Source organism: Richelia sinica FACHB-800, from assembly GCF_014698825.1.
Taxonomy (GTDB): domain Bacteria; phylum Cyanobacteriota; class Cyanobacteriia; order Cyanobacteriales; family Nostocaceae; genus FACHB-800.
In genome coordinates this window covers 49,006-70,292 of the sequence record NZ_JACJTT010000009.1, presented here as the reverse complement: position 1 = coordinate 70,292, position 21,287 = coordinate 49,006, and the positions used below count along the sequence as shown (strand labels likewise).

13 protein-coding genes are annotated in these 21,287 nt (G+C 40.2%); 4 read left to right on the top strand and 9 right to left on the bottom strand.

Annotation, left to right across the window (positions count from 1 at the left end; translation table 11 throughout):
• Positions 1-12: 12 nt before the first annotated feature.
• On the bottom strand, positions 13-2,142 hold the full coding sequence (gene kdpB, locus H6G73_RS09425) for a potassium-transporting ATPase subunit KdpB (protein WP_190603634.1): 2,130 nt from the start codon (positions 2,140-2,142) through the stop codon (positions 13-15).
• Positions 2,143-2,181: 39 nt separating this feature from the next.
• The gene (kdpA, locus tag H6G73_RS09420; RefSeq protein ID WP_190603632.1) at positions 2,182-3,927 is read right to left on the bottom strand and encodes a potassium-transporting ATPase subunit KdpA; all 1,746 of its coding nucleotides are present in this window, start codon (positions 3,925-3,927) and stop codon (positions 2,182-2,184) included.
• Positions 3,928-4,189: 262 nt separating this feature from the next.
• On the opposite strand from kdpA, the gene H6G73_RS09415 reads away from it, so the two are divergent.
• Positions 4,190-5,281 (top strand): sensor histidine kinase, encoded by a 1,092-nt coding sequence (locus H6G73_RS09415; protein WP_190603630.1) that lies wholly within the window; start codon positions 4,190-4,192, stop codon positions 5,279-5,281.
• The gene (locus H6G73_RS09410; protein WP_190603627.1) at positions 5,271-5,936 is read left to right on the top strand and encodes a response regulator transcription factor; all 666 of its coding nucleotides are present in this window, start codon (positions 5,271-5,273) and stop codon (positions 5,934-5,936) included. The genes H6G73_RS09415 and H6G73_RS09410 overlap by 11 nt, the downstream gene beginning before the upstream one ends.
• Before the next feature lie 331 nt (positions 5,937-6,267).
• Here H6G73_RS09410 and H6G73_RS09405 read toward each other — a convergent pair whose 3' ends face one another.
• The 3 genes from H6G73_RS09405 to gap form a co-directional block, all read right to left on the bottom strand.
• Entirely contained in the window at positions 6,268-7,272 is a 1,005-nt protein-coding gene (locus H6G73_RS09405; RefSeq protein ID WP_190603625.1) for a transaldolase, read from the bottom strand.
• Positions 7,273-7,615: 343 nt separating this feature from the next.
• A complete protein-coding gene (gene pyk / locus H6G73_RS09400) occupies positions 7,616-9,046 on the bottom strand; it encodes a pyruvate kinase (protein WP_190603622.1) in 1,431 nt (476 codons plus the stop codon).
• A gap of 234 nt (positions 9,047-9,280) precedes the next feature.
• Positions 9,281-10,306: a type I glyceraldehyde-3-phosphate dehydrogenase gene (gap, locus tag H6G73_RS09395; protein ID WP_190603620.1), complete on the bottom strand. Its 1,026-nt coding sequence runs from the start codon at positions 10,304-10,306 to the stop codon at positions 9,281-9,283.
• A 277-nt stretch (positions 10,307-10,583) separates the two neighbouring features.
• Here gap and H6G73_RS09390 point away from each other — a divergent pair, with 277 nt between their 5' ends.
• A complete protein-coding gene (locus H6G73_RS09390) occupies positions 10,584-10,976 on the top strand; it encodes a carboxymuconolactone decarboxylase family protein (protein ID WP_190603617.1) in 393 nt (130 codons plus the stop codon).
• Between the two features lie 267 nt (positions 10,977-11,243).
• On the opposite strand, the gene H6G73_RS24165 is transcribed toward H6G73_RS09390, so the two are convergent.
• From H6G73_RS24165 to H6G73_RS25095, 3 genes are all read right to left on the bottom strand, one after another.
• On the bottom strand, positions 11,244-12,056 hold the full coding sequence (locus tag H6G73_RS24165) for a hypothetical protein (RefSeq protein ID WP_199317677.1): 813 nt from the start codon (positions 12,054-12,056) through the stop codon (positions 11,244-11,246).
• Positions 12,057-12,136: 80 nt separating this feature from the next.
• On the bottom strand, positions 12,137-13,942 hold the full coding sequence (locus H6G73_RS25100; RefSeq protein WP_199317676.1) for a DNA methyltransferase: 1,806 nt from the start codon (positions 13,940-13,942) through the stop codon (positions 12,137-12,139).
• Positions 13,943-13,987: 45 nt separating this feature from the next.
• On the bottom strand, positions 13,988-14,266 hold the full coding sequence (locus H6G73_RS25095) for a type IIL restriction-modification enzyme MmeI (RefSeq protein ID WP_199317675.1): 279 nt from the start codon (positions 14,264-14,266) through the stop codon (positions 13,988-13,990).
• A 295-nt stretch (positions 14,267-14,561) separates the two neighbouring features.
• Here H6G73_RS25095 and H6G73_RS09380 point away from each other — a divergent pair, with 295 nt between their 5' ends.
• Complete coding sequence (locus H6G73_RS09380) at positions 14,562-15,299, top strand: dienelactone hydrolase family protein (RefSeq protein WP_190603615.1); 738 nt, start codon at positions 14,562-14,564, stop codon at positions 15,297-15,299.
• A 51-nt stretch (positions 15,300-15,350) separates the two neighbouring features.
• On the opposite strand, the gene H6G73_RS09375 is transcribed toward H6G73_RS09380, so the two are convergent.
• Positions 15,351-20,597 (bottom strand): diguanylate cyclase domain-containing protein, encoded by a 5,247-nt coding sequence (locus tag H6G73_RS09375; RefSeq protein WP_190603613.1) that lies wholly within the window; start codon positions 20,595-20,597, stop codon positions 15,351-15,353.
• Between the last annotated feature and the right edge of the window lie 690 nt (positions 20,598-21,287).

The following is a 21,287-nucleotide window of genomic DNA, read 5'->3' as shown; positions in this document are numbered from 1 at the left end:
GGTATGAAAAAATTAAGATAAAGGTAAAATTACATCAATGAATTTGATGGCAATAAAAGGCGCTATAATCCCGCCTAAACCATAAATTAGAATATTTCTTCTGAGTAATTGATCCGCCTTGAGGGGACGGAACTTCAGACCTTTGAGAGCTAAAGGAATCAAAACAGGAATAATAGCCGCGTTATAAATCAATGCAGAAATAATTGCTGACTGGGCGCTTTTTAATCCCATAATGTTCAATGAACCAATACCAGCCGCCGCAAAAATAGTAGGAATAATGGCGAAATATTTGGCAATATCATTAGCAATAGAAAATGTTGTCAGCGCCCCACGAGTAATTAATAACTGTTTACCAATAGTTACCAAATCAATTAACTTGGTGGGATCAGAATCTAAATCCACCATATTGGCGGCTTCTTTGGCAGCTTGGGTACCAGAATTCATTGCCAAACCCACATTAGCTTGAGCTAAAGCAGGTGCATCATTAGTACCATCCCCAGTCATAGCCACCAGCTTACCTTGGGATTGTTCCGAGCGAATCACACTAATTTTGTCTTCCGGTGTCGCTTCGGCAATGAAATCATCAACACCAGCTTCTTGGGCAATTACACCTGCGGTGATGCGATTATCACCGGTGAGCATAATTGTCTTCACACCCATCCGTCGTAGTTGGTCAAATCGTTCCCTGAGTCCAGGTTTGACAATATCTTTGAGATAAACCACGCCGTAAATTTGCTCGTCTTGACAGACTGCTAAGGGAGTACCACCTAACCGAGACACTTTTTCATAAGCTACATCTACATCAGCAGCAGCCACACCACCACGGGAACGAACAAAACCCTTAATTGCATCTACTGCACCCTTCCGCACTTGTTGACCGTTGGTAAGGTTAGTACCACTCATCCGAGTTCTAGCGGAAAACTCCACGCCTTCTGCTTGGTGAATGTCAAAATCTAGATCAACTTTGTATTTCTCTGCTAGTTGAACAATTGACCGCCCTTCTGGGGTTTCATCAAACACGCTAGCAGCACGGGCAATCCGCGCCACATCTGCTACTGTATAACTATTCACAGGGATAAACTCATCAGCCATACGATTGCCCAAGGTAATCGTACCTGTTTTGTCTAAAACTAAAGTATTGATATCTCCACAAGCTTCCACGGCTCGTCCAGAGGTGGCAATGACGTTAAATCGAGCTACCCTATCCATGCCAGCAATACCAATAGCACTCAATAAACCGCCAATAGTTGTGGGAATTAAAGCCACCAAGAGGGAAATAAGAATCGCGATACTAGCACCAGCCCGCAAACTATTAGCCGCCTCAACCCCAAAAACAACGCTGATAAAGTTGGCAATATAACCTACAAAAGGAGGCATAGTTGCCACCACAATCAAAAATACCTGGGTCAGCACGGCTAATAACACAGTCAAGGCGATTTCGTTAGGTGTTTTCGTTCGTTCTGCCCCTTCCACTAAAGAAATCATCCGGTCGATAAAGCCTTGACCAGGGTCAGCAGTGATGCGAATTGCCAACTCGTCGGAAAGTAAGCGTGTCCCCCCAGTTACGGAACTGGCAATATCTGTACCTGGCTGCTTAAGAACAGGGGCAGATTCTCCAGTAATGGCTGATTCATCCACGGAACCGATACCCTTGACTACTTCCCCATCCGCAGGAATCATGTCATTAGCTATGACCTGAACTAAATCGCCTCGTCGCAGTTCTGTAGAATTAACTTTTTGAATAGAACCATCAGGGAGAATTTTTTTGGCAATGGTATCAGAACGGGTTGCCCTTAATGTGTCTGCCTGTGCTTTACCACGTCCTTCCGCCACAGCTTCGGCAAAGTTGGCAAACAACACTGTAAAGAAAAGAATGAGGGTAATTAAACCATTTAACAGCCGTTGCTGGTTAGAATCTGCCTGGATGTTTCCAAATAAATTTGGGTCAAGGGTAACTAAAAATGTCACCAATGTGCCTACCCAAACAATAAACATAACGGGGTTTCTGACGGCTATTGTGGGATTGAGCTTGATAAAAGACTCTTTGATGGCTCTTTGATAAAGTCCCCGCATATCTGCTTTCGGGGTGTGTTTACGGGAGTCGCGAGTCCCTTGGGGAAGATGAGGATTATTGGTTTTCATGATCAGAATTTTGTTAGGTATGAGGTATGGCAGGAAAAATTAACCAATACCTTTAGCTATCCAGAAGGCTTCACCAATGGGGCCAAATGCTAGTACAGGGAAAAAAGTGAGTGCCCCTAGAATTAAAACCACACCAGCAGTGACGGCGGTAAAAAGTCCTGTGTCGGTTCGCAATGTCCCAGTCGTCAAAGGTACTTGTTGTTTGCGAGACATACTATCTGCTAGGAGAAGTAAGCCGATGATGGGGATGTAGCGTCCTGCCAGGAGGCTAAAACTAGTGCTGAGATTCCACCACAGGGCGGTCATTGTTGGTTTTGCACCAGCTGCCAGGGCGAAGGGTGATGGTTGGGAATCTCCTAAACCTTCAAATCCTGAACCGTTGTTAGCGGCAGCAGAGGCGTATTCATAGATAACTTGAGCAAAGCCGTGAAAGCCTGGGTTACTAATTCCTGCCAGTTGGTCAGGGAAAGCTAAGGCTATGCCAGCAGGAATCATAATGGCGATGGGGTGAACTAGGAGAATCAAAAAACTGGCTAGCACTACTTCTCGTTTTTCTATCTTGCGTCCGAGAAATTCTGGTGTGCGTCCTACCATTAACCCGGTGACAAATACTGCCAAAATCAAGTAAGCAAATAAATAGGCTGTGCCTGTACCCTGTCCACCCCAAATAATTTGCAGGAACATGTTAGAGAGGGTGACAAAGCCACCATTGGGCATAAATGAATCGAGCAGGGCATTGACAGCACCGCACATGGTTCCTGTGGTGGCTACTGCAAACAAAACTGACTGGGCCCAACCAAACCGGACTTCCTTACCTTCTAGATTCGGTTGGGAACTGCCGAGTATACTATTGACTGCGGGGTTGCCATGATATTCGCCAATGGCTGTAATGATAATAAATCCTACAAAAATGATTGCCACCATGCCATAGACTAACCAAGCTTGTTTGGTGTTATTGGCAAATAGTCCGTAGGTGTAAATTAAGGCGGTGGGAATTGAGAGCATCGCCACAATTTCGATGAAGTTAGAAAACCCATTGGGATTTTCAAAAGGATGGGCTGAGTTGATGGCAAAAAATCCACCACCGTTTTCTCCCAATTCCTTGATAATTTCCAAGTGAGCGACAGGGCCAAGAGCGATCGCTTGACTCATGTTAGGGTCTTCTAAGGTGGGGAATACTGCTGGCCCTGCTAAGGTTTCGGGAACACCAGCCGCCATTAACAAAATTCCCCCGACAATACTGATGGGTAGCAAAATCCTGGTGATGGAGCGAGTTAAATCGACATAGAAATTGCCCAAGGGTCTGCCGGTCAAGCCACGAATAAAAGCAATTCCTACTGCTAAACCAGTACCAGCAGAGGTGAACATATGATAGCCTAAACCCCAGATTTGGCTACCATAGCTGAGGTAAGTTTCCCCAGAATAATGTTGTTGGTTGGTGTTAGTAATAAAGGAAATTGTGGTGTGTAATGCGGTGTCCCAAGTCAGCGCACCTACTTTGGTGGGATTAAGGGGCAACCATCCTTGATTAATTAAGATAAAAAATATCAGCAATGCCATGGCTACATTGCTGTACAAAATTGCTCTGGCATATTGCCAGCCTGTCATATTTTCTTTAGATTTGACGTTAATTAAAGCGTAAATTATTCGTTCAATCGGGTTCAAAAATCGGTCAAGTAACGTTTGCTGTTCTTGATAAACATGAGCCATGTATTTCCCTAAATAGGGAGTTATGGCTATTACTATGAGTAGTGTTAATGCTATTTGCAACCACCCTTGTAACATAATTTATACAGATTATTTGGTGATGGTTACATCATTAATTACCTGATGGATAAAAACAAGGAATAGAGAGATATAAAAAGGAGTTTATTTTCTATATATACTGTTTACTGGTGAATATATATCAGTGTTTATGGAGAGTAAACAATATCTGGAATAAATGGTTATTGATTATATACTTTTTTAGTTGAGGCAAGATGTCAGTTGAGCATGAATAAACTCCTAACCACACATTTTGATTATTAAAGTGAACTGGTATAAGCTGATGGCACAAAAATCTCATTTTGCCAGATTTACGCTTATCTTGGGGCTATTTGTCACAGTGATGGTGATGGAATATTTAACGCCCAAGGATTATGTATTTGGCTATCTTTATTGTGGAGCAATTTTGTTAACAAATCATTGGTTTGGCAGAATTGCCACTTTGCAAGCGACAATTTTGGCGGTCTTTTTAACTATTTTGAATATTTGGTTACCAGGAAGTGAAATCACAAAGGCTTCTACAGTAGCTAGTCGGGTCATTGCCTCTTTGTCCTTGATTGTCACTGGTATTTTAAGCAATCGCTTGCGTTATTCCCAAGAAGCGATCGCCCTCACTCATGCTAAACTCGAATCCCAAACGGAATTAGCTAGGCTAAGGGAAGATTTTGCTTCTACATTAACCCATGATTTAAAAACCCCATTATTGGGAGCAATTGAAACTCTCAAAGCCTTAGAACAAGAAAAATTCGGTGCTGTTTCACCAGGACAACAACAAGTCATCACCACTATGGTACGCAGCCATCAAAATTCTTTACTACTTTTAGAAACCTTATTAGATGTTTATCGCAATGATACAGAAGGTTTGAAGTTAGATGTAGTACCTGTAGATTTAACCAGTTTAGCTGAGGAAGCAGCTAGCGCCCTCACCGATTTGGCCGCCAATCGTCGAATCCACATCACATTCAATTATGGTAACTCTGATTGGCGACAAGCATTGTGGGTGAAAGGCGATCCCTTACAATTACAGCGGGTATTCAACAATTTATTAGTGAATGCCATTAATCATTCACGACGGGGCGATCGCGTGGAGGTGGTGTTAGAATCCCAGGTAGCCTATCAAGTTGTGAAAATCTTAGATAATGGCGCAGGTATTCAACCAGACCAATTTCCCCATTTATTTGCCAGATTTTATCAAGGACATAGTGAACGTCAAGCCAAAGGTTCAGGCTTAGGACTTTATTTATCCCGGCAAATTATCACTGCCCATAACGGTATAATCTGGGCAGAGAACAGAATCCCCCACGGTGCAATGTTTGCCTTTAAATTGCCTGTTCTACCAATGGAATCCTCTGCTGTTACTACCAATGACTGCTAAACCTATCAAAATTCTGTTAGTCGAGGATGATGAACTGTTTCGTCTTGGTTTACGTGTCAGGCTGCAACAAGAAACTGGTTTAGAGATTATTGCTGAAGCTGAAGATGGAGAAACAGCGATTGAGTTAGTTAATCAACACCCTGTGGATGTTGTACTCTTAGATGTGGGATTGCCGGGTGTAGGTGGTATAGAAGCTTGTCAACAAATTAAACAACGTAGTCCCCAGTTACCGATTTTGGTTTTAACTTCCCATTCTCAACAATCCTTAATTGCTAAATTAATTGCTGCTGGGGCCCAAGGCTACTGTCTCAAAGGAATTGCCGCAGAAAAACTAATTTTAGCACTGCGTTCTGTTGCCTCTGGTGCATCTTGGTGGGATGAAACTGCAACTAGAGAAATTCGTGCTTCCATAGAAGCTAATCCGGTTCAACAGTTAGCAGAAAATACGAAATCTACTCACCCTTTGACCCAAAGAGAACTAGAAATTTTATCCCTGTTAGCCAAAGGTAACACTAATCAAGAAATTGCCACCACCCTTTATATTTCACCGGGAACAGTCCGAGTTCATGTTCATACTATTTTGCATAAACTAGAAGTAAGCGATCGCCATCAAGCTGTGGCTGTTGCTGTACAAAAAAGGTTAATTCCCAGTTGATAGACAGTTGGTAGGGGCGGGTTTATTTGACTTTTGGTTATTGAATGAGATATAGCCGTAGACAAGACAGTTAGGACATTAACTAAACCTAAAACTTAGACAGTCAAAGGCTTTTAGCACTGTCACCCCGTTCGCGGAGCGTGGCGTTAGCCATAGGGGTGCGCCAGTCGCTCATGGGGGAAACCCCCAAGACCGCGCTGGCTTACCTGTCACCTGTCACCTTTCCCCTGCTATATTTGTGAACCCGCCCCTACTGGGATTCAAAATTAAAATCCCCCAATGGTAAATTGGGGGATTGAAAATATGATATTTTGACTATTTTTGTCCTAAATTAAGCAGTAACTAGGTTCTCACCTTCAAGACGAGCTAATCTTTCCGCCAACAATTGCTCTAGGGTAATTAAGGCTTTGGTGAAACCATCAATACCTTCTGCCAGCTTTTCAGATGCCATGCGGTCAGCAGCGTGCATCTTGTCAAAGGTAGCTTTATCAATGCTGATTTTTTCAATTGACAAACCTGCAACCTTGGAGGGGTCGAGTTTGCGTGGTAATTCAGCAACAGTATTTTGCAATTCTGTCAATAATCCAGGAGAAATTGTTAACAAATCACAACCGGCCAGTTCGATAATTTCGCCGATGTTACGAAAACTTGCGCCCATAACTTCGGTTTTGTAACCGAATTTTTTGTAGTAGTTATAGATTGTGGTGACAGACAATACCCCTGGGTCTTCCGCTGAAGGATAGCTATCTCTTCCAGTTTCTTTTTTGTACCAGTCGAGAATGCGACCAACGAAAGGAGAAATCAGGGTGACACCAGCTTCAGCACAGGCGATCGCTTGGTGTAAACCAAATAGTAGAGTTAAGTTACAGTGAATACCTTCTTTTTCTAGAATTTCCGCCGCTTTGATTCCTTCCCAAGTTGCAGCAATTTTAATCAAAACCCGCTCTTTAGAAATACCAGCAGCTTTATATTGAGCAATTAAATCCCGTGCTTTAGCTACGGTTGCTTCTGTATCGTAAGACAAGCGAGCATCTACTTCTGTAGAAACTCGACCAGGAATAATTTGCAGAATCTTCAAACCAAAAGAAACCGCCAAGCGGTCAAAAGCTAAAGAAACAATATCTGCTTGACTAGCTTTCGCACCTGCGTCCTTCTTGGCCTTAAGTAAAGTTTGGTCAACAATATCCTGATACTCTGGCATCTGTGCCGCAGCAGTAATCAAAGAGGGATTGGTAGTGGCATCGCGAGGTGTGAATTTTTCAATAGCTTGGATATCTCCGGTATCTGCTACTACAACAGTCACTTCCCGTAGTTGCTCTAGCAAATTCTTAGGCATAACATACTCCATGAATTTATTAGGTTTAGGATTTACCCAATCCCCTATTCTTAATCACTCATCAGTGTTCAGGAGGGAGGAGATAGGAACAAGGAGTTTCAGGACTAGTCTGTACAAAAGAGCGAAACTAACACCACTAAAATATTTCTTCCTCTTCTCTTTGTCACCTATCACCTCTGCTTGATTCATCAGTAATCATGGGCAAATACCCAAAACTAAACTGATTACCTGTTCACTGTTTTAAACCCTTTCCTGTTCCTGACAATTCCGATGCTGGCAATTTTTCTTAACTATTGGCTGATCTGGCTAAATTAGCCCACGCCTCAGCCCTATTTTAGGCGTGTCAAGATGTAATTGGCTGTCCAATAGAATGCACTTTGATTAAGCTAGTTGTTCCTGACATACCAATTGGCACTCCAGAGGTAATTACTACCTTATCCCCTTCATTAGCCAAACCCATATCCACCACGGTGTCCACCACATTGGTAAGCATTTCTTCTGTGTGATGAACCGGAGGAATTAATAAAGGTTGGACACCCCAAGATAAAGCTAACTGACGATAGGCAGTAGGGTCAGGGGTCAAGGCAATAATGGGAGTCAGGGGACGATATTTAGAAACCAAATGGGCTGTACTTCCTGATGTAGTATTACAAAGAATCGCTTTCGCCCCAGTTTCATAGGCAATGCGGCAAACAGCTTGAGCCACTGATTCTGTCACACTGAGAGTACCAGCCTTGGGAGTCCAGGAATGTCTACTCCCTGCTTGTAACACCTTTTCTGTTTGCACAGCGATATTGTGCATCGTTTGCACCGCAGCCACAGGAAAATCTCCTACCGCCGTTTCTCCAGATAACATCACCGCATCTGTACCATCCAAAATCGAGTTAGCAACATCAGTAGCCTCTGCACGGGTAGGGTCAGGGGCGCTAATCATAGACTCTAGCATTTGGGTAGCAGTAATCACAGGCTTGCCAGCTTGATTACAACGGCGGGTAATTTCCTTTTGAATTAATGGGACTTGATGAATGGGCATTTCTACCCCCAAGTCACCACGGGCAATCATAATGGCATCGGCGACATCGAGAATTTCGTCTAGCTGTTCTACAGCTTCAGCCCGTTCAATTTTGGCAATTAGGCGGATAGAAGAACCTGCACCTTCAATCATCCGTTGAGCAGGTTCTAAGTCTTGGGGCGATCGCACAAAAGAAACCGCTACCCAGTCCACACCCAACTGAATCCCAAAACGCAAATCCATCAAATCCTTTTCCGTAATTGAACTCACCGGTAAAGGCGTAGCTGGTAAATTTACCCCCTTATGACTAGAAAGCAAACCCCCAATATTCACCTGGGCACGAATTTTATCCGCATCCCGGCTAGTGACAGTCATTTTCACCCGACCATCATTAATCAAAATCGGTTCACCAGCCCGCATCATAGCGAACAAAGTTGGTAATGGTAGGGGTAACTCATCTAAACTTTCACCCTTTTCTTGCAGGACAAAAGTCACCTCCATCCCTGCTTCTACCATCAACCCTTCCGGTGGTAATTTCCCCAGGCGAATTTTCGGGCCACACAAATCTTGCATAATTGCCACAGGTTTGTGTAAATCCTTACTAATCCGCCGTAAATGGTGATAAGTTTGGGCATGAGCCTCATAAGCACCATGAGAAAAATTCAACCGCGCCACATTCATTCCCGCCTTCACCAAACCTTCGAGCTTTTCTGGTGTACAAGTAGCAGGGCCAACAGTGCAAATAATTTTGGTTCGACGCATAAGTAGTAAAGAGTAACGACCAAGAAAAGCACCCCGTTAAGCCCTGGTAGCGAGAAGTTCAGGAGTATGGCTAACGCCACGCTGCGCGAACAGAAGTATGGCTAACGCCACGCTGCGCGAACAGGAGTATGGCTGCGCCACACGAACACAAGGAAGAAAAGAATGCAATTCACTCTTTTTCTTCTGTCACCTGTCACCTGTCACCTGTCACCTGCCTTCTGTCTCCTCCCTTTCCTAAACCAAACCTTCCTTCCCTGCCATTGACAGCATCAAGTCAACCACACGATTGGAATAACCCCACTCGTTGTCATACCAAGAAACAACCTTGAAGAAATTAGAGTTGAGTTCAATTCCTGCACCAGCGTCAAAAATACTAGAGTGGGCATCTCCTTGGAAGTCAGTGGAAACTACTTCTTCATCGGTGTAGCCCAAAATACCTGCTAATTCGCCTTCAGCAGCTTTCTTCATCGCTGCACAAATTTCTTTGTAGCTAGTAGCCTTCGCAGTTTTGAAAGTCAGGTCAACCACAGAAACATCAGGTGTAGGCACCCGGAAAGCCATACCAGTTAACTTACCTTTCAACTCTGGTAAAACTAAAGCAACAGCTTTTGCTGCACCGGTGGCAGAAGGAATAATATTTTGGGCTGCACCCCGACCACCACGCCAATCTTTTTTACTGGGGCCGTCTACGGTGGGTTGAGTAGCTGTCATAGCGTGAACTGTAGTCATTAACCCTTCGGCTAAACCGAAGTTGTCATGAATAACCTTAGCAATAGGTGCTAGGCAATTTGTAGTACAGCTAGCGTTGGACACAATTAAGTCCTTAGCTGGGTCAAATAGATGATGATTCACACCTACGACCATTGTTTTTACTTTTTCTGGGTCTTTGGTGGGGGCAGAAATGACTACCCGCTTCGCACCTGCTTTCAGGTGGTTTTCTGCACCAGCATAATCGGTGAAAAGCCCTGTAGATTCAACCACATAATCTACACCCAACTTACCCCAAGGCAATTCTGCTGGATTGCGTACCGACACGCAAGGGATAAAATGACCATCAATTACCATGCCATCTTCCCTAGCTTCTACCTTGCCTTTCAATCTGCCATGGGTAGAATCGTACTTTAACAAGTAAGACAGGTTATCTGGTGGTACCAAATCGTTAATGCCGACAAATTCAATATTAGGGTTATTAATACCCGCACGCATTACAAGACGACCAATACGACCAAATCCATTGATTGCAACTCTTAACTTCGCCAAAATAAAACCTCCTATGTGTAGAAATGTAACTAAGGGCTATCACCCCACCAGATTTACTACGGTCGGGTTAGTTTTAGCCTGACTTAGCTCATCCTTACAGCCACAAGAAGCACAAAGCCGATTTACTTGGCAAATTTTAATGTTTAGTCATGAGTTTTTCCTTGCTGATTAAGAGTAGCTGGTTTTTGTTTAAATATAATGTTTTGATACTTTAACTTTCTGGATTACAGAAACAGCCTTAAAATGAATAAGCATAAAATCTTATATGTATAGATAAATGACCAACCTCATCGAATACGAAGACGCTAGCGAAGAAGTACGCACCGTATATGATGATATTCGCGCTACACGACAAACTGATTACATCAACAATTTTTGGAAAGCTTTAGCTAACCATCCACCAACCCTCAAGAGAACTTGGGAAACACTCAAGGAAGTGATGGCTAGTCCGGGAGAAATCGACCCATTAATGAGGGAATTAATTTATATTGCTGTGAGTGTTACTAATGGCTGTGAATATTGTATTGCTTCCCATACAGCAGCAGCCCGTACCAAGGGAATGAATGAGCAAATGTTTGGCGAATTAATGGCAATTACTGGTGCTGCAAATATGACAAATCGACTAGCAAATGGTTATCAAATTCCTGTAGATGAACAATTTAAACAGTAAGCAATTGGATATTAAATAATTTGATGAACATAGAATAGTGTTGTCGCGTAGCGCAACGCACCTGTAATGATTAGCAGGTATACAACGTCTCTACAAGGGTTTTAGAAAACTCATTTTTTATTTTCGGAGATGTCTAATATCAATTTTTTCTGAAGATACACATAAGAACACCCCCCTGTATTTTCCTGGGCAAGGGGGAACAGTGAAACTGAGGGATAAATATATGCAGATACAGGAAGAAACAGTATAAATTTGATTTTTCTTAATTCAATTTCCCTTGTCTACATATTGCCAACGGATGACACCATTGTTGGTTGATTTGGTGAGAATATTGAACCATTCTAAGCTTTCTAAATGGTCAGCTATGGTTTTCTTTTGTTTGGATGTAATTTTAAATTGGGCGATAATTTGTTCTAATGTCCATTGACGACCACTGGTGCTTAATAAGTCGCGTATGGCTGCAAGTTGTTCTTTGGATTTTTTCGGGAATGGTTTTTGTTCAGTGGGTGTAATTATGGTTTCCTCAGTTTCGGTGACACCAGCAATTTTCAGTTGGGTTGTCACTTCGTTAGGTGCTTGATATTCGGGACGCAACCAGCGAATTAAACCGTTACTTTCTTCTTCTGCACGTTCAGCATTGAGGGCTACTAATTTAGATAATAGTTCTTCATCGGTGAGGGTATTTTCCCATCCGTAAGCTTCAAAAACAGCCGCGTCTAGTTCATCATGAATTTGTTTGAGGATGGAAACTAAGGCTTTATCGTTATAGGCTTTATCTGCATCGGTGAATGGTTGTCCAGCGCGGAGTTTTTCTAACAGATTATACATGCCGGTGATGGTAATGTCAGGATGTTGGTTCTGCACTTGTTTCCGATGTGCGTCTAGTTTTTCTCCTAATTCTCGGATTTTTTGTTTTTGTTCTGGTGTTGGATCTGGGAAGGGGAAAGGGTCAAAGCATTTTGTTTTCGTATAAACTGGTGTTACCCCTCTTTTAGAACCACAAACTAATGCCCAATTAACATGGATTTTGCTAGAAAGAACACCTAAGATAAATGAATCATCACTTCCTATAACAACCAATTTATGTTCTGGTTTAAAACCTTCTGATAGAAAAACAAAAACACGATGCTTAGATGTTTCAGAGGTTACAATAAAACGTCTTAAACCTGAAATCGCTTGTCTAATTTGCTCCCCATTACGACATTTTTTTTCTCTGAAGCTACTTCTGCTAAAGTACCAATCTTTTTTCCTGCTTCTGCAACCGTCATTGCAATACGAATTTTAGCTGCATTCTTATCATCAATCCAAGGATGGTCGGGAATGACAAAAATTAAGCTGATAGGATTATCATTGTTCAGGGCATCACTTACTACTTGACGGTTGAAAGTTTGACAAATGCTACTTGTGGTAATGAAACCGAATCGCTTCAGTTCTCCTTTTGCTACAAGCTGTGCAGCACGATACCACCAGTACATTACAAAATCAGAACCATCAGAAACTTTTCCTTCATATACTTTTCGGAGTGCTTCAATATATCCCTCGCCAAATCTTTCTAGCATATATAGCTTTCCAATATAGGGAGGATTAGAAACTATATAATCTGCATCTGGCCATTCAGCCGCACGAGGATTTATATAATCAAAAATCGGTATTTGATCATTCGCATCTGGTACATCTTCCCCAGTTACAGGATGCTTGGTAGTTTTTCCACCCCAACGAGTGCGCGGTTTATTTGTAGTAGGGTCTATTGCTGGTTTTTTCTCATCCCAAACTAACACCGCATCGCCATATTTAATATTATTGAATTTCTGTAAAATTGGTTCTGGTGGTGAAGTATTCCCAAAGCGTTTAAAGTACCATTGCAAATAACCTATCCAGATAACTAACTCGGCAATACTAGCCGCCCTGGGGTTAACTTCAATCCCTAAAAATTGGGATGGGTTAACTTGTTTTTCAATTAAAATACTACTTTGATATTTCCCGCTAATATCGGCTATTCTTCTAATAACTTCACTTTCTAGATTTTTGAGTAAATCTAAAGTCACATACAAAAAGTTACCCGAACTACAAGCAGGATCTAAAATTTTAATTGTGCGTAATTTTTGCAGAAAATCATTAATTAAATCTACTGCTTTCTTTTTATTTGCTGCGCTAGGTTCAAGTTGATCACCTTCCACTTTCAAAAGTTGATCAACAACAATTTCTGTTTCTAACCAGTCTTGACGCAAAGGTTCTAAAACTACTGGACGTACTAACCTTTCTACATAGGCACGGGGAGTATAATGTGCGCCTAATTTACTGCGTTCTTCACTATCTAAAGCCCTTTCTAATAAAGTCCCAAAAATAGCAGGTTCAACTTGACTCCAATCTTTTTCTGCTGCTGCAAGTAAAACTTCTAATTGTTCTTTTGGTAAATTAAAAGCTGTCGCATCTGCAAATAAACTACCATTAAATTTTAAGATAGCATCAAAACCAAAATTACCCCCTGTATTCATGGTTTGCCATAAACTTTCAATTTCTGATTTAAACCTGTTAGGCTTGGGTATCCATCTTGATTTTAATGCTGTTGTAAAAACTTCACCTTTGAGTAATTGCACATCTTCTGCAAACATGGTGAAAATACAACGCATCAAAAAATTAGCTACTTGTTGGGGGTCATGTTGCTGTTTTTCTAACCAAGATGCTAATTTAGCTAATTCATCTGCAACTTCTCGCGTTACTTTGGCGCGAATTTTTTCGGGGTTGCGTTTTTGTGGGTCAGTAAATATATCAACAAATAAATCAAAAATCTCCGGTTTTAATAAATCATCAAGTTTGATTTTTTCTCCAGCACCATAACCGCCATAGTCACCACTAAAACCCATCCACATCTCAAAATGTGAACCGATATCACAGGTTAATAAAAATGGTGGTTTGATTGGTAAATGGGGTGCATAAGCTGTTGCTTGAATAAAGGCTTTTTGCATATATTTATTATATGCAGTCGTTCCTCGTTTTGGGGTGCTACTTCCTTACTTTGTACTTCCTTGTTTAGCTTCTAAAATAAAATGACCTTGTTTATAAAAGTCAATCCGCCCGTGTTTGACTTCGCCGCTGGTTTGGGGCATTTTCACATTTTTTTCTAAACAATAGGGGTCGCCGTCAATACTACCCTGTGGGGGTGGCGGTTCTACTCCTAATGCCGTACATAAATCTAAACAAAATGCGTCTTTGTTAGCAATTTCGTTGCCACTAGAGTTAAGCCATTTATTAATAAATGTTTCGATTTTTGTTTTGTCTGTTTCGTTCATTTTTGGGATGAAGTAATAAAAGTTTTTATCTGTTACAAATATAGCTTATGGTATTTGGGCGGGCAAGATTATCAACCTACATCAGTAATATTTTAAGATTTTTACATAGATAGTTTGAAGTTTTTTTCAAAAATTTACTGATTATTATTAAACCTGAAGAATTAAGCTAATAAACCTTTAATTTGCATAATCAGGGCGGGCAGGATGCCCACCCCGCAAGAGTTTTAATTTTAGATAATATGCAAGTTAAACGCCCAACAGCTTACAAATTAACACTTTACCAAAAATCAAAAAAATGCAAATCGTTAAACGCAATATTGAGTTAAGAGTAGATGATAGCTTAATGCGGGTTTATGTTGCATCTCCGAAAGCAGAAGGGAAATATCCAGGAATTGTTTTTTACAGTGATATTTATCAGTTAGGTGGGGCGATTCTGCGATTAGTTAATTATTTGGCTGGTTTTGGTTATGTAGTAGCTGCACCAGAAATTTTTCACCGCATTGAACCTGTGGGAGCGGTAATTGAACCAGATGATATCGGGAGAATGCGGGGTAATGATGATGCTCGTCGCACCTTAGTATCTGAATATGATGCAGATTGTCTTGCTGTAGTTGATTTTTTGAAAAATGATAGTGCAGTGAATGCTGAAAAACTAGGTACTGTGGGTTTTTGTATTGGTGGACATTTGGCGTTTCGCGCTGCTTTTTTAAATGAAATTAAAGCCTCTGTTTGCTGTTATCCAACTGGTGTTCCTAGTGGAAAATTGGGTCAAGGTGTGGCAGATACTATCCACAGATTTGGGGAAATTAAAGGGAAAATGCTGTTAGTTTTTGGTACTCAAGACCCGCATATTCCTGACAATGATAGACAAACTATCATTAATACTTTAAATGCAGCACAAGTTACTCATCAAGTATTTGCTTATGAAGCAGAACATACTTTTATGAGAGATGATGGTTATCGCTATGATTCTGCTGCTGCTACTGCTGCTTGGGAAAAAATTATTGCGTTTTTAGGTTTACATTTGAATTAGCAATAGTCAGCTAAAGTTTTTTCATCAAGATGATTTTGCAGGTCACACTACTTAAATCACAATGGGAATACTTGTACTACCATAAATACAGTAACGGTTCCTTCCTTCAGTTTTAGCTTGATATAAGGCTCTATCTGCCATCGCAATCAAGTTATTTAAGGACTCTCCTGTATGGGGTAAAATACTATAAATGCCGACACTGAGGGTAACTCGGTGACTCACGGTGGAGCGAGCGTGAGGGATATCTAATTGACCTACTTGTAAACAGATTTGAGTAGCAAGGATACCAGCACCCTCTAAAGAGGTGTTAGGTAAAACGATCGCAAATTCTTCTCCACCGTAACGCGCAACTAAATCTCCTGGACGTTTGACACTTTGGTTAATTGCTTGTGCTACTTGCTGTAAACACTGGTCTCCTGCTTGGTGTCCGTAATAGTCGTTATAAGCTTTAAAGCAATCGACATCACATAAAATCAAGGATAATGGCTGTTTTTCCCGTTGTAGCTGTTTCCATTGTTCTTGCAAATACTCATCTAGTCTTCTTCTATTCATCACCCTTGTGAGTCCGTCTAGGGTTGCAAGACGATGTAATTCTTCGTTGGCTTTCTCCAGGGCAGCTGTTCTTTCTGCTACCTTTTGTTCTAAAATATGGGAGTAGTCTTGCAGCTGTTGATATAGTTGGGCATTTTGCAAAGAAATCACAGCTTGGGAACAGAGCAAGTTTAACACCTGGAGGCGATCGCTTGTAAATGCCCCCACTGCTAGTTGATTCTCTAGGTAAAGAATGGCAATGAGTTGGCCTTGGTTGAGAATTGGTGTACAGAGGACACTTTTGGGTTGATGATGGAGCATGTAATCTCTAATCACCCCAGGAATATCGGTTTTATTATCATCAATGACTACTGGTTTGAGTGTACGCTTCACGTATTGAATCAAGGTCACTGGTACCCTGGAACTATGTTCGAGTGATTCTGTTTGTAAGAGAATCTGGGGACTTTTACCACTGGGGGAGACAGTAGCGATGGAGCGAATTTGCCATTGGTCGCGGTAGGGTAAGAGTAAGACGCATTTTTCAGCACCGGAGTTTTCCAGAATAATTTGTGTGAGAATACTAATTAATTCGTCTAACTGAATGCTGCTAGAAATAGCTTGAGCAGCTTTGAGGACAGATGCAAAGTCTAAAGCATTGGAAATACTGCTGCTACTGCTAGAACTGCTAGTGGATGAAGAAGTTTCTGACAGTGCAATATTGACGATACTTTCTAGGGGTTTGAGTTTTTGCCGACGTTGCTGCAAAATCGGTTGGAGCAGTTGGGGATAACGTTTTTCTAAGTCTGTGGTTTTTGCTGCACTACCCCAACGAGCATAGCAATAATAAGCTTCCTGCATATATCCTTGGGCCACTTTCTCCTTACCCCAGTCCAGGTAAAACTTGGCAGTGAGTTCATTGGCCAAGGCCTCTTCTTGAATATAACCGTTTTCTTTCGCTCCAGCGATCGCGCGATCGTAATATTCTATCGCTTCTAGTTTCTCATCCAGCACTCGATAACATTCAGCTGCAATTAAATCATATTTATGTAGATAATTCATTGGTGCATAATCTGCCCAAAATTTTATTTTTGCCTGTATCGTATTGACGTTGTGTAAAATATCTAATTTTTCTGTTTCTGAGGCATTTACATCAACTCTCAACATTAATAAAGCACTGTAAAAATAAAAGACAGGCACAATTACTGAACCTACCACACCATCTAAATAAGGTTCACCATTTTTAGCATTTTCTCTCGCTCGCTGCTCATTTCCTAATAAATAAAAGAACATTAAATTATTTAAATAGATATACAGCACTCCAGAACGGTCATTAGCAGCTTTAAAAAAAGCTATTTTCTCGGCATTTATATAACGTTCTTTGTTTACATTATTGTCGTTAGGTGCATCAGCAAGTAAGTTGAGTACACCTTGGTAAAAAATGCCAATATATTTCGCACAGGAAAACTGTTTTAATTTTGTAAAAATATTAATTTTATCTTCTATTTTTTGCACTAATTCACTCAAAAGCTGTCCGGTAAAATAGGAATTAAATATATAGTGGTTAGCAGCGAAACCTGCATATTCTAAGTCTCCAGTTTCGATGCCAATTTGGTAAACATCATCTAAAGGTATCAACATTTCTCGAATGTGATGCTTGCAGATTTTGGCATAGCTATAAACCAGAAATAATGTTCTAGCTTTAATTTGTTTGGCATTAAACCGTTCTAAGATATTTAATGCTAGTTCTCCCACCTGATAACCTAAATCAATATCATTCACCACTCCACACAACAGCAAGGCATAACAAGCATAGGAAAAGGGAGAAATATCTGTATTGCCATGTTCTAAAGATAAACTCACCTGTTTTAGGGCAATCAAAGGCATAACTTGGGGTGCAGCAATATAAGAACAAGCAGAAGAAATTAATAAAAGTCGCATTGCTGCTAACACCTGGGAATCTTCTGTCGCTGGTGAATTCATCAATTCATCTAGAGATTTAGCCAGAAATTTTGCTTTAGTTTCCGCAAAAGCAGTTTGAATATCAGATAAACTAGGTTGTTCAGGAAAAATGATTTCTAATTTTTTTAAGATATTTAAAGCTGTTTGAAAAGCTGCCAATTGTTGGTTCTGAACAGCATATGCCTGAATTCTAATTTCGTAGATTTTAATTGTATCTAACAGTGATCTGGCTTGATGTAAAACAATATTAATTATCTCGGACATCTGGGCAAATTCCCCACTAAGAAAAGCAACCTCTGCCCCAACTTCATGTAATGATAAAGTCAGACCATATTCTGTTTCCCAAGCATCTGCTGGCAATATTCCTATTGCTAAATTCAAATATTTAAAAGCCGCATTATAAGCCGTGGCATTTCTGGATTTTTCACCCGCAATTAGATTCAATTTAGCCAATTCATATTTTTCGTAATTAGATGTAATACAATCTATTCCCAAGTTGAGTTGATTGACAATATTAAAAATATTGTCTTTTCGTTCTTTCTCAGGAATATTTATCAAGAGTAAGTGACCAATTGCCAAATGAGTTCCTTGTTTATCATGTTGAGGAATCATTGCGTAAGCAGCTTGTTGAACTCGGTCATGTAAAAATTTATAGTTAGCCACTGCCTCAGATATATGCAAATTAGCTGTAGGTAATAAGCCATCACATTTTTGATAAAATTTATAAACTTCACTTTGAGGCAACACCAATCCTGCCTGTAAAGCACTCCATAAACAAGTTGCTGTTGCTATTTCCGATTGCTTAGAAATAATTGCTAAAGTATTTAAACTAAATTGATTACCAATACATGCTGCTAATTTGAGAATTTCCTGGGTTGGTTTTGGCAATTTATGTACCTGCTGAATCATCAATTCCACCACATCATCAGTCAGGGATTCTTGATTAATCTGCGATAGTTCACATTGCCAACAACCTTCTTGCCAATTAAATTGAATTAATCCCTCTTGATGTAAGGCTTTGAGAAATTGAGTCGCAAAAAAAGGATTGCCTTGAGTTTTTTGAGCAATTAAACGAGAGAGAGGAAAGGCCAAATCTTCTGCACAGCCTAAAGTATCAGCGACTAATTGATTTAATTGCCATTGGTCTAATGGTTTAAGGTTAATTAAATTAATGAAAACAGCAGATTTTTGCAATTCTTCCAAGGTGGAAAATAAAGGATGTTCAGGATAAATTTCATTATCCCGATATGCCCCAATTAATAATAAATACTGACTGTGATCATCACTCATCAGTAATTGGATTAATTTCCAAGAGGCTGAATCAGTCCATTGCAAATCATCGAGAAATATGACTAAGGGATGTTCTGGATTGGTAAATAATTGAATAAATTTCGGGAATAGTAAATTAAAGCGATTTTGAGCAGCAGTGGCTGATAATTCTAATACTGGTGGCTGTTTACCAATGATTTGTTCTAATTCGGGAATAACTTCCACAATTGCCTGGGCATTTTCACCCAAAGCAGCAAGAATTTTCGTTTTCCATTGTTGTAGTTTTTCATCACTTTCTGTAAATAATTGTCCCATTAAATCGCGGAAAGCTTGCACGAACCCAGAAAAAGGAATATTGCGATGAAATTGGTCAAATTTACCTTTAATAAAGTAGCCTCTTTGTCTGATAATGGGTTTGTGAATTTCGTTAACAACGGCAGTTTTGCCAATGCCAGAATGCCCAGTGACTAACATGATTTCACGATGGACTACTGCTTCTGAAGATGGGGAAAGTGGATTTAAGGGAGAATCATTAAAATTTGTTGCTCTGTCTTGACATCCAGCAATTCTGGTAAATACTTGGAGCAGTTGCTGGACTTCCGCTTCTCTACCATATAATTTCTCTGGAATCAGGAAGCGATCGCATATATCTCTCTCCCCAATGCGGAAAGATGGAATATGACCATGTTTTTGCAATTGCTTCATGCACTTTTCTAAGTCATATTTTAAGCCCAAAGCACTTTGATAGCGTTCCTCAGCATTTTTAGCCATTAACTTTATGACAATCTCATACAGAACAGGTGGGATTTTTGGTCTTGCTTCTCCGTTGTCAAAGTTAATCTCTGCTAATGATGGTGGTTGTTTAGCAATGTGACAATGCACCAATTCCATTGGATCATGGGAAGGAAAGGGTAAATGTCCCGTCAGCAATTGAAAAAACGTAACACCGAGGGAATAAAAATCACTACGGTAATCGATGCCCCGATTCATTCTCCCTGTTTGTTCAGGGGAAATATAAGCAAGGGTTCCTTCTAAACCATTGGGACTAATAATTGTTTGAGTATCTCTAGGAAGTAAAGTCGCAACACTAAAATCAATTAATTTAATTTGTTTACTGTCGGGGTTAATGAGAATATTTGCTGGTTTGATATCTTTATGGATGATCCGTTGCAAATACAGTTGATAGATAATATCTGCTAATTGCAAAGCTATTTCTAAAAATTCCTGTAGTAACAGATGTTGATTCTGACAGTATTCTCGTAAAGAAACACCACCAAAGTCCTCCATTACTAAAGCATAACTATTGAGATAAGGTTCGAGAGATAAAGAATGAATTATACCAGGAATATTTAAATTGCGAGTAATGGTATATTGATTACGAAATTGCAATAGTTCATTGAAAGTTGGATATTCAGAAGCTAAAAGTTTAATCACCACCGCAGCAGAATCTTGCTCACGCATGGCACGATAAACAATAGTTCTGGAACCACAATAGACTTGTTCGATAATTTGATAACCGGAGATTGCTGGAGTTGCCATTGCAGTGGTAATTAATACTTTTAGCACCGAAGTTATATTGACCTCTTGGGACTGATTTTTCTACTTCCGAGAGACAGACAAAAACAGAAAACCCGGTGATTTTTTTTACTCGATCTCTCAATAATTGAAGCTTAAGCAACACAGGAAGAGAATACAAGAGGTATTTTGAACTGATTGACTTTACATTGATATCCTATTTCAGTGTTAATGTCATTTGGTGAAATGACCCTTGCGGTAGGAATAGTAGTTCTTACAGTAGCAGAGTGAAATGACTTCAGCGTAATTAGTTACTAATCTTTTACAGATACTGAAATTGGACGTTGATGATTCAATTCTATTTCCTGCTGGTTGCAGGTTTTATAAAGTATTTTTGCTGAACTATTTAATAGTGACTAAAAAGGCTTTTCTCTTGTTAATGTCATGCTCTTTTAAATCTGAACTATCAATCTGGTTGAGAACATAACTAGATTGATCAATTTAGGTCAGAGAATAACCCAAGGTATTGGACATCTTTCCATATGTCACTCATCAATGGAAAATTGCACATAATCTACTGGAATTTTGGTTTATCTATAATCAGCAAGTTATCTGGACAATCTAGTGTCAAGAGAGAAATTTGTCTCTAAAGACAATAGAAATAGAACCAGTTAACATGGGCAGTATGAATAGTATTTGTGTAGTTTTTGTGGA

Coding starts and splice junctions, on each gene's coding strand:
- kdpB (WP_190603634.1), bottom strand. CDS start 2,142: ATGAAAACCAATAATCCTCATCTTCCCCAAGGGACTCGCGACTCCCGT.
- kdpA (WP_190603632.1), bottom strand. CDS start 3,927: ATGTTACAAGGGTGGTTGCAAATAGCATTAACACTACTCATAGTAATA.
- H6G73_RS09415 (WP_190603630.1), top strand. CDS start 4,190: ATGGCACAAAAATCTCATTTTGCCAGATTTACGCTTATCTTGGGGCTA.
- H6G73_RS09410 (WP_190603627.1), top strand. CDS start 5,271: ATGACTGCTAAACCTATCAAAATTCTGTTAGTCGAGGATGATGAACTG.
- H6G73_RS09405 (WP_190603625.1), bottom strand. CDS start 7,272: ATGCCTAAGAATTTGCTAGAGCAACTACGGGAAGTGACTGTTGTAGTA.
- pyk (WP_190603622.1), bottom strand. CDS start 9,046: ATGCGTCGAACCAAAATTATTTGCACTGTTGGCCCTGCTACTTGTACA.
- H6G73_RS09390 (WP_190603617.1), top strand. CDS start 10,584: ATGACCAACCTCATCGAATACGAAGACGCTAGCGAAGAAGTACGCACC.
- H6G73_RS25100 (WP_199317676.1), bottom strand. CDS start 13,942: ATGCAAAAAGCCTTTATTCAAGCAACAGCTTATGCACCCCATTTACCA.
- H6G73_RS25095 (WP_199317675.1), bottom strand. CDS start 14,266: ATGAACGAAACAGACAAAACAAAAATCGAAACATTTATTAATAAATGG.
- H6G73_RS09380 (WP_190603615.1), top strand. CDS start 14,562: ATGCAAATCGTTAAACGCAATATTGAGTTAAGAGTAGATGATAGCTTA.
- H6G73_RS09375 (WP_190603613.1), bottom strand. CDS start 20,597: ATGGCAACTCCAGCAATCTCCGGTTATCAAATTATCGAACAAGTCTAT.